This is a genomic window from Camelimonas sp. FR25 (assembly GCF_059740505.1).
In genome coordinates this window covers 1-12,100 of the sequence record NZ_JCAWFG010000107.1, presented here as the reverse complement: position 1 = coordinate 12,100, position 12,100 = coordinate 1, and the positions used below count along the sequence as shown (strand labels likewise).

At 65.2% G+C, this 12,100-nt stretch carries 13 protein-coding genes and 1 pseudogene; 10 read left to right on the top strand and 4 right to left on the bottom strand.

The features are described from left to right. Positions 1 to 27 precede the first annotated feature (27 nt). From AC6A67_RS16275 to AC6A67_RS16250, 6 genes and pseudogenes are all read left to right on the top strand, one after another. Positions 28 to 168, top strand: coding sequence for a hypothetical protein (locus tag AC6A67_RS16275; protein ID WP_498037682.1), 141 nt, complete (start codon positions 28 to 30; stop codon positions 166 to 168). 22 nt (positions 169 to 190) lie between these two features. After that, positions 191 to 244: pseudogene (locus tag AC6A67_RS16270) on the top strand (hypothetical protein); the annotation flags it as partial. 51 nt (positions 245 to 295) lie between these two features. Next, positions 296 to 910: a ComF family protein gene (locus AC6A67_RS16265; RefSeq protein ID WP_498037681.1), complete on the top strand. Its 615-nt coding sequence runs from the start codon at positions 296 to 298 to the stop codon at positions 908 to 910. A 160-nt stretch (positions 911 to 1,070) separates the two neighbouring features. Further along, positions 1,071 to 1,325, top strand: coding sequence for a glutaredoxin 3 (gene grxC / locus AC6A67_RS16260; RefSeq protein ID WP_498037611.1), 255 nt, complete (start codon positions 1,071 to 1,073; stop codon positions 1,323 to 1,325). 134 nt (positions 1,326 to 1,459) lie between these two features. Further along, positions 1,460 to 2,272, top strand: a complete 813-nt coding sequence (locus AC6A67_RS16255; protein ID WP_498037676.1) for a carbon-nitrogen hydrolase family protein — start codon at positions 1,460 to 1,462, stop codon at positions 2,270 to 2,272. A 208-nt stretch (positions 2,273 to 2,480) separates the two neighbouring features. Beyond that, complete coding sequence (locus tag AC6A67_RS16250; protein WP_498037610.1) at positions 2,481 to 2,945, top strand: DUF1178 family protein; 465 nt, start codon at positions 2,481 to 2,483, stop codon at positions 2,943 to 2,945. 139 nt (positions 2,946 to 3,084) lie between these two features. Here the strand turns inward: AC6A67_RS16250 and AC6A67_RS16245 are convergent, their stop codons facing one another. Together AC6A67_RS16245 and AC6A67_RS16240 are read right to left on the bottom strand one after the other, a co-directional pair. Beyond that, complete coding sequence (locus AC6A67_RS16245) at positions 3,085 to 3,483, bottom strand: hypothetical protein (RefSeq protein ID WP_498037609.1); 399 nt, start codon at positions 3,481 to 3,483, stop codon at positions 3,085 to 3,087. Positions 3,484 to 3,601: 118 nt separating this feature from the next. After that, positions 3,602 to 3,991 carry a nuclear transport factor 2 family protein gene (locus AC6A67_RS16240; RefSeq protein ID WP_498037608.1) on the bottom strand — a complete coding sequence of 130 codons (390 nt, stop codon included), beginning with the start codon at positions 3,989 to 3,991 and terminating at the stop codon, positions 3,602 to 3,604. A 283-nt stretch (positions 3,992 to 4,274) separates the two neighbouring features. Between AC6A67_RS16240 and AC6A67_RS16235 the strand changes: the two genes are divergently transcribed. The 3 genes from AC6A67_RS16235 to AC6A67_RS16225 all read left to right on the top strand — a co-directional run bounded on the left by AC6A67_RS16235 (position 4,275) and on the right by AC6A67_RS16225 (position 7,523). Then, complete coding sequence (locus AC6A67_RS16235) at positions 4,275 to 5,111, top strand: acyl-CoA thioesterase (protein WP_498037607.1); 837 nt, start codon at positions 4,275 to 4,277, stop codon at positions 5,109 to 5,111. Between the two features lie 246 nt (positions 5,112 to 5,357). Beyond that, on the top strand, positions 5,358 to 5,723 hold the full coding sequence (locus AC6A67_RS16230; RefSeq protein WP_498037606.1) for a VOC family protein: 366 nt from the start codon (positions 5,358 to 5,360) through the stop codon (positions 5,721 to 5,723). A 390-nt stretch (positions 5,724 to 6,113) separates the two neighbouring features. After that, the gene (locus tag AC6A67_RS16225) at positions 6,114 to 7,523 is read left to right on the top strand and encodes an MATE family efflux transporter (protein WP_498037605.1); all 1,410 of its coding nucleotides are present in this window, start codon (positions 6,114 to 6,116) and stop codon (positions 7,521 to 7,523) included. Positions 7,524 to 7,549: 26 nt separating this feature from the next. On the opposite strand, the gene ubiG is transcribed toward AC6A67_RS16225, so the two are convergent. Further along, positions 7,550 to 8,347 carry a bifunctional 2-polyprenyl-6-hydroxyphenol methylase/3-demethylubiquinol 3-O-methyltransferase UbiG gene (gene ubiG / locus AC6A67_RS16220; protein ID WP_498037604.1) on the bottom strand — a complete coding sequence of 266 codons (798 nt, stop codon included), beginning with the start codon at positions 8,345 to 8,347 and terminating at the stop codon, positions 7,550 to 7,552. Between the two features lie 463 nt (positions 8,348 to 8,810). Here ubiG and AC6A67_RS16215 point away from each other — a divergent pair, with 463 nt between their 5' ends. Continuing rightward, the gene (locus tag AC6A67_RS16215) at positions 8,811 to 9,755 is read left to right on the top strand and encodes a lipid A biosynthesis lauroyl acyltransferase (protein ID WP_498037603.1); all 945 of its coding nucleotides are present in this window, start codon (positions 8,811 to 8,813) and stop codon (positions 9,753 to 9,755) included. Between the two features lie 252 nt (positions 9,756 to 10,007). Here the strand turns inward: AC6A67_RS16215 and AC6A67_RS16210 are convergent, their stop codons facing one another. Next, positions 10,008 to 11,447, bottom strand: coding sequence for an aldehyde dehydrogenase family protein (locus AC6A67_RS16210; protein ID WP_498037602.1), 1,440 nt, complete (start codon positions 11,445 to 11,447; stop codon positions 10,008 to 10,010). Positions 11,448 to 12,100: the final 653 nt, after the last annotated feature.

The following is a 12,100-nucleotide window of genomic DNA, read 5'->3' as shown; positions in this document are numbered from 1 at the left end:
CGCGCTGTTATGGAGCGCAAGACAGACATGGTCAAAGCTACGCCCCATGACAGCACCAGCGAACGGCGAATTTGCGACGTCACCCACACTGGCTGGGGCGACGTCCACTGTTCCGTCGTGGCGCTGCGCCGGTCGCTGGGGGCGGCGGGCGGCGCAGGAGATCGCTGACGCCATTTATCCGCCGGTCTGCGTGCGCTGCCGCGCGGCGGTGGCGACGCGCCCGGCGCTGTGCGCGTCTTGCTGGGCCAGCGTCAGATTTATTAGCGCGCCCCTCTGCGACCGGCTCGGCCTGCCCATGCCGCCTGACCTTGAAGCATTGCACACTCAAGCCGGCGTCGAGGAGGAACGGGCGCCATCTGTTCTGATTTCGCCGGCGGCGATCGTCAACCCACCGCCATGGCGCAAGGCGCGGGCGGTTGCGCGATTTGGCGGCGTGGCGCGAGATTTGGTCCACGCGCTCAAGTTCGGCGATCGCACCGATCTCGCCTTGTTGCTGGGGCAGATGATGACCACCGCCGGCATGGAGTTGCTGGCCGAGGCGGATGTGATCGTCCCGGCGCCCCTGCACCGTCGTCGGCTGTGGAGCCGTCGCTATAACCAGGCGGCGGCGCTGGCCGCAGTCATCAGTTGCCATAGCGGGGCGCCACATTGGCCGATGGCGTTGACCCGCATCAAACGCACGGCGCCGCAGATTGGCCTTTCACGCAATGCCCGGGCGCGCAATGTGCGCGGCGCTTTCGCTGTGCCGCCAGCCTGGCGGACGAGGCTGACCGGCAAAAGCGTGCTGCTGATCGACGACGTGATGACGACCGGCGCAACGGCGGCGGCCGCGACCCGGGCGCTGCGCCGCGGCGGCGCCGCTCAGGTGGACGTTCTGACTTTCGCTATCGCCATTCAGGAAGGCCTGTGACGCCTGACCGCGCCTCCGTCGTAATCTTGCCTGCGCAGACCGCTGACTTGTCGACGCTGGCGCCCATATAATGCGTGCAGCAGATCGCTGGCGCCAGCACCCTGTCATGGGCAGTTCGCCCAGGCGTGAGACGCGCCAGCCGCCGGCTCAGGAGACGCACGTGCCGCACATCACCATCTACACCAAATCCACCTGCCCTTACTGCCAGCGCGCCAAGCAATTGCTGACCGCCAAGGGCGCGTCGTTTGAGGAGATCGAGATCATCGAGCGCCCGGACCAGCGCGCAGTGATGATTGAACGCGCCGGCGGCCGCACCACGGTGCCGCAAATTTTCATCGGCGATCGCCACATTGGCGGCTCTGACGATCTGCATGACCTCGACGCGGCAGGCCAACTCGACGCGCTGCTTGCCTGAAGGAACGGCCCATGACCGACACTGGCGCGCCGCGCGCGGCGGAGACATTGGCGACGCCCGTGCCAGCGGGCGGGCAACTGCCGGAGGAACCAGCCGCAGGCGCCAGCACGCCGGTGATTGTCGCCTGCGTGCAGATGCGCTCAGGGCGCGACCCTGCGGTCAACCGTGAGGACGCGCTGCGGCTGATCTCGGAGGCTGCCGACGCTGGCGCCTCTTATATCCAGACGCCAGAGATGACGGCGCTGGTCGAGAGGTCGCGCGCCGACCTGATGCAGAAGATTTACGCGCAGGAGGATGATCCCCTCGTGGCGGCGGCGCAGGAACTGGCGCGCCGGCGCAAGGTCACCATCCACCTCGGGTCAATCGCCTTTCGCAATGGCGACAAGGTCTCCAACCGCGCCGTGGTGATTGGCGCCGACGGCGCCATCGCCGCCACCTATGACAAGATCCATCTGTTCGATGTCGATTTGCCGAATGGCGAGTCATGGCGCGAATCACGCACCTATACCGGCGGCGACACGGCCCCGGTTGTGGCGACGCCTGTCGGCGATATTGGCGTCACCATTTGTTATGATCTGCGCTTCCCCTATCTCTATCGCGCGCTGGCCGACGCCGGGGCCAGCATTCTGACCGCCCCCGCCTGTTTCACGAGGCAAACCGGCGAAGCCCATTGGCAGGTGTTGCAGCGGGCCCGCGCCATCGAGAACGGCGCCTTCGTCATTTCCGCCGCCCAGGGGGGGAGACACGAAGATGGGCGGGAGACCTATGGGCACTCGCTGATCGTCGACCCATGGGGGACGGTGCTGGCGGAGGCCGACGACCGGCCTGGGGTCATTCTGGCTGCCCTCGACCCGGGCGCAGTGGCGTCGGCGCGCCAACGTATCCCCTCGCTCAGCCACACGCGGACCTTCATCGTGCGAAAGCATGGTCGAACGCAGCCTGAATAACAGCCCTGGCGGCGCACAGGATGCCAGGGTGCCAAGTTGCTGACGCGTCCGCATCCTGAAATGCACAGGCGCCGCACGGGCTCTGTTATGAGACGCCCAATCGGCTGAAACTGGCGCGTCGCCTGCGAACATCCTATCTCTGTAAGGGAAGATACACGCAGCGCCAGTTCACTGGCGCAAGGGCACTGGCGAGGGGGTCGCCGCGCACATGATCCGTTACACGCTGGCCTGCGACCGGGGCCATGAGTTTGAGAGCTGGTTCGCCGACAGCCGCGCCTATGACGTGCAGGCTGCGGCTGGTTTTGTGTCTTGTCCATCGTGCGGATCGGTGAACATTGGCAAGACGATCATGGCGCCGGCGCTGGCACGGTCAGCGTCTCATGATCGCACCGAGGCGGCTGAGGCCCCGCCGACGCCTGCCGCCACGCCAATTGCTGTCAGTGACGAGGCGTCCCAGCGCGTTCGCGCCGTGATGCGCGCCGTGCGCCAATATGTCATTCAGAACACCGACGACGTCGGCAAGAGCTTCCCCGCCGAGGCCCGCCGCATCCACGCGGGGGAGGTGGAGCCACGCGCGATCAGGGGAGAAGCCGCCCCGGAGGAGGTCAAGGCATTGGTGGAGGAAGGCGTCAGCATCCTGCCTCTGCCTGCGCTGCCTGAAGACCTGAACTGACCACAAGGCGCAAAAGCGCCCCATGACGGGCTGTCGACCTGCCACAGGGCGTGTGGAGTAGATGTCTGCGTACATGATGGTCAGCTCAAACCGCGCGCAGGCATCCACGCATGGCGCGTAAGGCCGAAGCCTTCCGCCGTTAGCGGCGCACGTCTGTCGGCAAAGCGCCCGACTGCGCGACCCGCGCCGCTTTGTCCCGCTTCAACAGCACAATCTGGACTGAGGCGAGGGCCGCGACCCAGAATGCCTGGGCGAGGACAAAAACGATGCCAAAAGCATTCGGCGACACCGCTCCGGCCAACAGAACCGCGACCGACTCCACTGCCCAGACAATGTTGCAGGCGATGATCGCCATAACAGCTGCGGTCGCCAGGGCCTGCTGACGGGCAACTATGAGCACACCGGCGCCAAAGACGATCAGAAACACGCCGGCGCCGAGCAACAAATTGCCAGGCAGCGCCAGCAGGCCAGCTAGGAAACTGGCCCCAATCGCCATCAGCAGGCCGGCGGCGATGCAGGATACGCCATCCAGCAGCAAAATATTACGAAGCAGCGGGCTGGGTTGAAACCGGGTCATGATGTTTCTCCAGGTATTTGCACAGGTCAGGCATTGTGGGAATGTGCGGCGACGCGTGAGGGCCGCAGCGCGTCGGGGCTCAGGCCGGCGGCGGATCCCCCGGCGCCTGATCGATAAAGCCGGTGATGGCGGCGAAGCGGCCCTGGCTGAGCCGGGCAAAATCTGAGCCGGCGACGACGGAGGGACCATTCTGAGGCCCCAGTGACCACGCGAACCGCACGTGATCGCCAGTGGCCTGTGGCGTCCCCCTGAGCGCAAAATGCAGGCCTTCGAATTGTTTGCGCGCCTCGCCGATCATCGTCGCGACGCCGTCGAGGCCAGCGGCTGACATCATCGGATCGCGGTAGGCGGCGTCCGGGGTCAAAATTTCCGCAGCGATGGCGCGGCGTCGTTGCGGATCCGCCTCGTTCCACATGTCGATGTAGCGCGCGGCGATCGTCCTGGGCTCGATGTGATCAGTCGCGTTCATGGCGCTCTCCCTTGGTTTGGCTTCCATGGAGGCATGATGGGTGTGATCGCGGGCCTCTGCGATTACGCAACAGGTAAAGCGCGCCACGCGGATGGCCCAGCACGGCGGGAGGACAGCCTGGGGGGCCGCGGCCGGGTCAGGGCATGGACGCCTGTAACTGGGGCGTGCACACTGGCCTGATCGCAGGTGACCCCAATGTCTTGCGCCTGCTCGCAGACGTAGCAAGCGCCATCGAGAGGTCGGCGATCAGGGAGAAACGCTTATGGATGCAGGCGTCGGCGCCATGCAGCAGGTCACGTGCGACCACCCCCTCGATGTGGCGACCCAATTGCAGTGGCGCGCGGAGACCGGGTGCTTTCTTGGCGTGTTGACGCGCGCCTACTGGAATTTTTCAGGGCCGTATGGCGGGATCACCGCCGCGCTGCTGATGCGGGCGTTGCTGCTGCACCCGGACCGGCGCGGGTCGCCCATCGCCATGACGGTGAACTATTGCGCCACCATCGCCGAAGGTCCGGTTCAGATAAAACTCCGGCCAGCCCGCACCAACAATTCCACGCAGCACTGGATGCTGGAGCTGCTGCAGGATGACGCCGCCCCGCTGATCACCGCCACCGCCATATGTAGCGCCCGCCCGCAAACCTGGGAGCATCAGCCCGCGACGCCGCCGCATTTGCCCCCAGGGCCGCAGCTCGTGCAGTTTCCGTGGCGAAGTTCGCCCTGCGCGTGGATGGCCAATTATGAGGTTAACCACGACCGCTATACGCCGCTGGGCCCCCAGCCGCTGGCGGAGCCTGTCTCAGCCGCCCAATTGTGCCTGATGCGAGATGAGCCTCCGCGGCCTCTGGATTATGTCTCACTGGCGGCCATCGCGGATTGCTTCTTCGCCAGGGTGTTCGTGGCGCGCGGCGCCCTGATGCCCGTTGGCACCATCACCATGTCGACGTGGTTTCATGCCACTGAGGACGATCTGGCACGCCAGGGGGACCGGCCGCTGATGGGCCGTGTCGACGCCCGGGTTTATCGGCGCGGCTACCACGACCAGTCCGCAGAAATCTGGAGCGATGACGGCCGCCTGCTGGCGACGTCGCATCAGCTCGTCTATTACCGCGACCCACGATGAGCCATGGCGGGCGCGTGTCCGCCTGTTGCGCGCGTAACGGACTCGCGAGGCGCGCGTTTTGCGGCTCAGGGCGTGCTCCCTCGCGCTCCAACGGTCCTACAGCATCTACAGCATCCCGCTCATGGCTGCCCTGGGCGCGTCCACAGGCCTGGGTCTTGACGGCGGCTCTGGCCTGGCGCCCCATGCGACACAGGGATCGTGTCGGACAGCCTGACAAGGGCGCGACGGTCCATCTGGGAGGATCACATGCTTGGCTACATGACTTTGGGCACCAACGACCTGCAGGCGTCGGGCAAGTTCTATGACGCGCTCGCCGCCGAGCTTGGCGCGCGACGCACCGTCGACAATGACCGTATGATCGGTTGGGGCCGCAAGGGCGCGGCCGGCATCATGGTGTGCAAGCCCTATGACGGCAATCCTGCTTCCGTCGGCAATGGCGTCATGCCGGCGCTCGCTGCGCCGAGCCGCGAAGCCGTGGACAAGGCCTATCAGGTAGCGTTGGCCAATGGCGCCAGCGATGAGGGCGCCCCTGGCGAGCGCATGCCGACGTTCTACGGCGCCTATTTCCGCGATCCCGACGGCAACAAGGTCGCCGTCTTCCACATGGGCTGACGCCCGCCTGAGCATTGGCGAGGCCTGCTCCACGCGCCTCGCAGCACTGTGTGATCCAGGCGCGCAGGTGTTTTCAATTTGGCGGGCGTCGCAGTCGCGGCGCTCGCCTTTTTAATGGTTGCCTGGCCAGGATCAGCCGGCGCCGATTGAATGGCGCTGCAGGCCCGTCGTCGGGCTCATGTGATGGTGCGAGGTCGAGGTGTTCGCGCTCGCACTGGGCGGTCCATAGCCTCCACGCGCTTGCCAAGTAGCGCTTGGAGTAGACGCGCTTTCCGGAAAGCGCCTGGCCTGTTCGGCAATGACCCTGGACGTAATGGACCCGCGCCGGTCGCACGGTCGATGCTGGAAGGAGATGGGACATGTGTCCCGGTCACCTTCAGCAGGTTCTCCATGTCCAGTAACGCTTCCGCAGCAATTATCGAGCCCGGGGCTGCGCCAACCGCGCATGCGGCACTTACGCCGCGCACCATCTGGCTTCTGGAGGGGCCGGTGGTCAGTCGCCTGCTGACGCTCGCCGCGCCGAATGTCGGCGAGGCGGCGGCGCGGATTACCTTCATTGTCGCTGACGCCTATTTCGTGTCCTGGCTCGGTCCAGAGGCGCTAGCCGGCGTCTCCGTGGTGTTTCCGCTGCTGATCATCCTGCAGACGATCACCGCCGCCGGTCTTGGCGCTGGCGTCGCCTCGTCCATCGGCCAGGCGCTGGGAGCGGGGCAGCTCAACGCCGCCCGCGCCCTATCGGGCGTATCAGTCGCTTTGGCCCTGACCGGCGCGGTGTTTTGCACGGTGATCATGCTGCTTGTTGGACCAATGCTATATCGGGCCATGGGGCTTCACGGTGAAGCCCTCAACGCCGCCGTCGCCTATGGCGCCATCGGCTTCAGTGGCTGTGTGTTCATCTGGCTGCAGAACACCCTGGCCAATATCTGCAGGGGCGCGGGCAATATGCTTGTGCCAGCTTCGGCGATCGTGCTGGGGGAGATCGCGCATCTGGCGCTGTCGCCGACGCTGATCATGGGATGGGGACCGTTTCCGCAGCTTGGCGTGGCTGGCGCTGGCGTGGCCTTTCTGTCTGCCTATGCGGTGGGCAGCCTGGTCATTGGCTGGCATCTCCTGTCGCCCCGCGCGCTGGCGCCGGTTCGCCTGTCGGCCATCCGCCTGCATTGGCTCCAGGTGAACGCCATCATGCGCGTCGGCCTGCTGGCTTCGATCTCCATGCTAAGCTTTCAGCTGGCGCTGTTTCTCGTCACGGGCATGGTCGGCCGTTTTGGCAGCGAGGCCATCGCAGGCTATGGCGCAGCGGCGCGTCTGGAATTGCTGCAGTCGCCCATCACCTTTGCCTTCGGTTCGGCAGTGATCACCATGACGGCGACGGCCGTCGGCGCACGAAACATGGCGCGGGCCAGAGCCATTGCCTGGGCCGGCATGGGGATTGCGGCGGCGATAGGTTTGTTGTTCACCCTGGCCGCGCTGAACGCCCCCCGCTGGATGGCGCTGTTTTCCGCCGACCCCACGGTTTCCGCCTATGGCGTCGCCTATCTGTATTGCCTGCTGCCGATATTTCCGCTGATCGGCGCCGGTTTCGCCGCCTATTTCTCACTGCAGGGGCTAGGGGACATACGCCGCCCCTTCCTGCTGGCGCTGCTGCGCTTCGTCATCGCGATTGGCGGCGGATTGCTGGCGTTGCAACTCTGGGACGACATCCTGGCGATCTATCTGACCAGCGCCCTCGCCTCGTTCATCTTTTCCATCGCAATGGTCGCCCTGGCCGTGCGCGCGTTTCACCGCCCGGGATGCACGTGACGTGGGCCGGATGTGATCGGCGCGCCTCAGCCGCCCATGCGGCTGGCGCTGAGCATGTAATTGACATCCGTGTCGGACGACCGCCGCCAGACATCGGCCCAGGGCTGGTAAACCACACCCTCGGTCTGAGTTACCGTGAGGCCGCCAGAAGCGATAAAGGCCGTGAGTTCTTCCGGCGTGACGAAACGGTCCCAGTCATGGGTGCCGCGCGGAACCCAGCGCAGCACATATTCGGCCCCGACAATAGCCAGGGCCCAGGCTTTGCGGGTGCGGTTGAGCGTCGCCATGATCAGTAGACCATCAGGCTTGACCGCCGCACAGCAGGCCGCGACGAACCGCGCCGGATCGGGCACGTGCTCGATCACCTCCATGGCGGTGACAAGGTCGAAGCGTTCGCCAGCGGCCGCCACGTCCTCCACCAGTTCTTCCCGGTAGGTGATGGCGAGCCCGCCAGCCTCGGCGTGGGCCCGCGCCACAGCGATATTCTCTGGCGCCGGATCGAGCCCTGTCACGCCAGCGCCCATGCGCGCCAGCGGCTCGCACAACATGCCGGCGCCGCAGCCGACATCCAGCGCGGTCAGACCCGCCAGAGGCGAAACGCTCTCGGTATTGAGGTTGAAATGCCTGCAGGCGACGTCGCGGATGAACGACAGACGCACGGGATTCAGACGGTGCAGCGGTTTCATTGGACCTTGGGGGTCCCACCACCGCTGCGCCAATGCGTCGAAATGCGCCACCTCTGTTGGGTCGGCGCTCGCCGCTGACGATGCTGATTTCGACGTCTGGTTTTCGTGGCTCACGGCACATGCCCTTGCTACGCGCATCCAGCGCAGTCTCCGCGCCAGGCGACCATTGCGCCAGCCACCGGCCGGCGGCGGCGCCCACGGCGTCGTCACAGTCATTGCACTGAAGCGATCAAGGGCGACGCGTTGCTGATGAGCGACCTCTAGTGCATGCGGCGACCGCTGCAAACCATGGTCAGCCATGCTGTGCGCATATGCGACGCTTCGTCAACGCCAGCTTCCGGCCGCCACGCGCTGACGTGATCACATTCAGACGCCCTGGAGCGCATGCCGGTGGGCGCAGCCAGCATCGCCCTGGCACACAGCATCTATCCCGTATCGTCAGGCGAGGTGGCGCCGGGCGGCGCCGATTGAGGTCGAACGTCACGGCGCTGACCATCCAGCGGCTACTCGTGTCGGCGCCCCCCTTCCTTATGCTTGCTCTTCGCCCCACATGCGGGCTATCTGCACATCCCGCCAGGCCCCTCCCACGCATGGATTAAAAGTGCCGCGCCTACAGACAGTTATTCGACGCGCCGGAACACGGCTTGCTGGCGTCCTCATGCTCGGTCTGGTACGCGCCGTATTTGGGTTCTTCCGACTGCTCGGCCCTGATCGTTCCAGCGCCCTCGGCGGCGCGCTGGCCCGCGCCATCGGCCCATTGCTCGGCGTCAATCGCGTGGCCATGCGCAACCTTCGCGAGACCTTCCCCGAAAAGCCCGAGGCCGAGCTGCGCGCCATCGCCCGTAAGGCGTGGGAGAACCTCGGCCGCACGGCGGCGGAATACCCGCATCTGGCGACAATTTTCGACTACGACTACGACAACCCTGACCCTAATGGCCGCATTCAGGTCGACGGCATCGAGCATTTCATCGCCCTGCGTGACGACGACAAGCCTGGCATCCTTTTTTCGGCGCATTTTGCCAATTGGGAGCTACCGGCCATCTGCGCAGCCCGCTACGGTCTTGATCTGACGGCAGTGTTCCGGGCGCCCAATGATCCGGCCATCGCAGGCGTCGTCCAGGAGATCCGCAGTCAGACCATGGGCGGCCTCGAGGCGGCTCGGCCGGGCGCTGCCTTCGCCATGGTGGAGGCGCTGGAGCGGAGCGGACATTTGGGCATGCTGATCGACCAGCATTTCACCAGGGGCGTCGTCACCCAATTCCTGGGACGTCCAGCGCTGACCAATCCGATCATGGGCAAGTTCGCACGTCGCTTTGACTGCCCGGTGCATGGGTCCCGGGTAATCCGCCTCAATGGCGCCCGCTTTCGCATTGAGCTGACTCCGCCGATCGTCATGCCGCGTGACGCCAATGGCGAGATCGACGTGACCGGCGCCATGCAGGCCATGACGGATGTCGTATCGGATTGGGTGCGGGAGCATCCCGAACAGTGGATGTGGATGCACCGGCGCTGGCGCCCGCAATTCATCAAGCCACAAAAAAGCTGACGCTGACGCCACGTCCGCGCGCGCCTGAGCCGGGTGGTTGTTCGCCTGCGGCGCCAGGTGGCGACGTCGCCGCCGCCCTGGCCGGACATGTTGGCGATCGATACCTGTTCTCGGGGGCGACCTTAACCGGACGGCACAGGCTGACCTGATCAGCGCTCCCGATCGGCAAGATCAGGCGCCGAATTTGACCCGACGCCAACAAAAAGGGGCCGGACTTTCGCCCGACCCCATTCGCTTCTCAATGCCCGAGATTTACTCAGCAGCCTGCTTCGGCACGCCAAGTACAGCCTTGATCTCGAGGAATTCGCCGAAGGCGTGGTCGCCCCACTCTCGGCCATTGCCCGACATCTTGTAGCCGCCGAACGGCGCCATCAGATCCGGGTTGGCGCCGTTGAGGATCACCTGGCCAGCGCGCAGACGCGAAGCGACCTCGCGCACCTTCGCCGGATCGCTGCCCGACACATAGGCCGCCAGGCCATATTCGGTGTCGTTGCCGATCTGCACAGCCTCATCCACGTCCTTGTAGCCGAGGATGGAAACCACCGGTCCAAAAATCTCTTCCTTGGCGACGGTCATCTCATTGGTGACATTGGCGAATACGGTCGGCTTGACGTAATATCCCTTGTCGAGCCCCTCGGGGCGGCCCACACCGCCAGCGACGAGGGTTGCGCCCTCATCGATGCCTTTCTGGATCAGGCTCTGGATCTTGTTGAACTGAACCTCGGACACCACCGGACCGATGGTGACCTTGTCCTCAGGCTTGCCGACAACGGTCGCTTCCGCCGCTGCGCGGGCGATGGCGATGGCCTCGTCCATGCGGGCGGCAGGCACCAGCATGCGGGTCGGCGCGTTGCAGGACTGGCCCGAGTTGTTCATAACGCTCTTTACGCCGCCAGAGACGGCGCGTTCGAGATCTGCGTCATCAAGGATGATGTTCGGGCTCTTGCCGCCCAGTTCCTGGTGCACGCGCTTGACGGTCGGGGCGGCGTTCTTCGCCACTTCGATGCCGGCGCGTGTTGAGCCGGTGAACGACACCATGTCGATGAGCGGGTGCGAGCTGATCGCAGCGCCAACCGTCGGGCCATCGCCATTGACGAGGTTAAACACGCCAGCGGGCACACCCGCCGCGTCCATGATCTCGGCGAAGATCTGGCCCGAGAACGGCGCCACTTCAGACGGCTTCAGCACCATGGTGCAGCCGGTAGCCAGTGCCGGCGCCACCTTGCAGGCGATCTGGTTGATCGGCCAGTTCCACGGGGTGATGAAGCCGCAAACGCCGATCGGCTCCTTGACGATGACGGTGCCGCCGCGATCTTCCTCGAACTTGTAGTTCTTCAGAACATTGAGGGCCGTCTGCAGGTGGCCGGTGCCCATCGGGGCCTGCGCGCGCTGGGCAAGCCAGGTCGGCGCGCCCATCTCGGCGGTGATGGCCTGAGCCATGTCATCGAAGCGCTTCTTGTACTCTTCGATGATGCGCTCCAGCAGCGCAATGCGCTCCTCGCGCGTGGTGCGCGAGAACGTCTGGAAGGCGCGCGCAGCGGCCTTGGCGGCTGCGTCAACATCTTCGGCGGAGCCGAGCGAAATCCGGCCCGCGACGCTTTCGTCGGCTGGATTGATGACGTCAAGGGTTTTGGCGCCAGCGACCGGCTCCACCCATTTTCCATCAATGTAGAACTTCGTGTAGTCGCGCATGACGGTCTCCCTGTCCCCCGCTACTCCGGCGCGGCGCCGGGCACGGTATGCATTGATGTTTATTGCCAGCCTCGTGCGATGCCAGGCGTGGGCCGAAATCGACCCCTCCGGCCCCCGGGAGGCAGCCTGCAGGCGCATTCACCGCCGGCAGGCGGCGAGCGCAGACGATGCCTGCGCGTCGCCCTCGGCCCGATGAGGCCGTGTTCCAGCCTCCGTGAATACTCTGCCTGATGGGTGCTTAGCAACACGGCGCCAGCTGAGCGTTGATGTGGGATGTCTCACCACATCAGGCAAGCCGTTGACGGGGTGAGCGTGAGGCGGATCTTGCTACATTCCTCCGCAAAAAATTTGGTCGCCGCTTGATGAGTTCAGGAGGAGCACCCTCCGGACCCGTCCAGCCGGTGAGACGCCGCCAGCACGCACTCAGCCGCGCCACCCCATCTCGCGCGCCGCCACCACCAATGTGTGTCGCATCGCATCCCGGAAGGCGACGGAGGCCTGAGCAACCGCGGATTGCGGTCCCCGCCAGTTCTGGATGAAGCTGAAGGTCAGAGGTGGTCCCGGAAATTCGGACCAGTCGTTAAGCTCGAACACCTGACGAAGGACGGGCAATATGACGACACGGAAACGCTATTCGGCTGAGTTCAAGGCGA

Coding starts and splice junctions, on each gene's coding strand:
- AC6A67_RS16275 (WP_498037682.1), top strand. CDS start 28: ATGGTCAAAGCTACGCCCCATGACAGCACCAGCGAACGGCGAATTTGC.
- AC6A67_RS16265 (WP_498037681.1), top strand. CDS start 296: ATGCCGCCTGACCTTGAAGCATTGCACACTCAAGCCGGCGTCGAGGAG.
- AC6A67_RS16255 (WP_498037676.1), top strand. CDS start 1,460: ATGCGCTCAGGGCGCGACCCTGCGGTCAACCGTGAGGACGCGCTGCGG.
- AC6A67_RS16250 (WP_498037610.1), top strand. CDS start 2,481: ATGATCCGTTACACGCTGGCCTGCGACCGGGGCCATGAGTTTGAGAGC.
- AC6A67_RS16240 (WP_498037608.1), bottom strand. CDS start 3,991: ATGAACGCGACTGATCACATCGAGCCCAGGACGATCGCCGCGCGCTAC.
- AC6A67_RS16235 (WP_498037607.1), top strand. CDS start 4,275: ATGCAGCAGGTCACGTGCGACCACCCCCTCGATGTGGCGACCCAATTG.
- AC6A67_RS16230 (WP_498037606.1), top strand. CDS start 5,358: ATGCTTGGCTACATGACTTTGGGCACCAACGACCTGCAGGCGTCGGGC.
- AC6A67_RS16225 (WP_498037605.1), top strand. CDS start 6,114: ATGTCCAGTAACGCTTCCGCAGCAATTATCGAGCCCGGGGCTGCGCCA.
- ubiG (WP_498037604.1), bottom strand. CDS start 8,347: ATGCGCGTAGCAAGGGCATGTGCCGTGAGCCACGAAAACCAGACGTCG.
- AC6A67_RS16210 (WP_498037602.1), bottom strand. CDS start 11,447: ATGCGCGACTACACGAAGTTCTACATTGATGGAAAATGGGTGGAGCCG.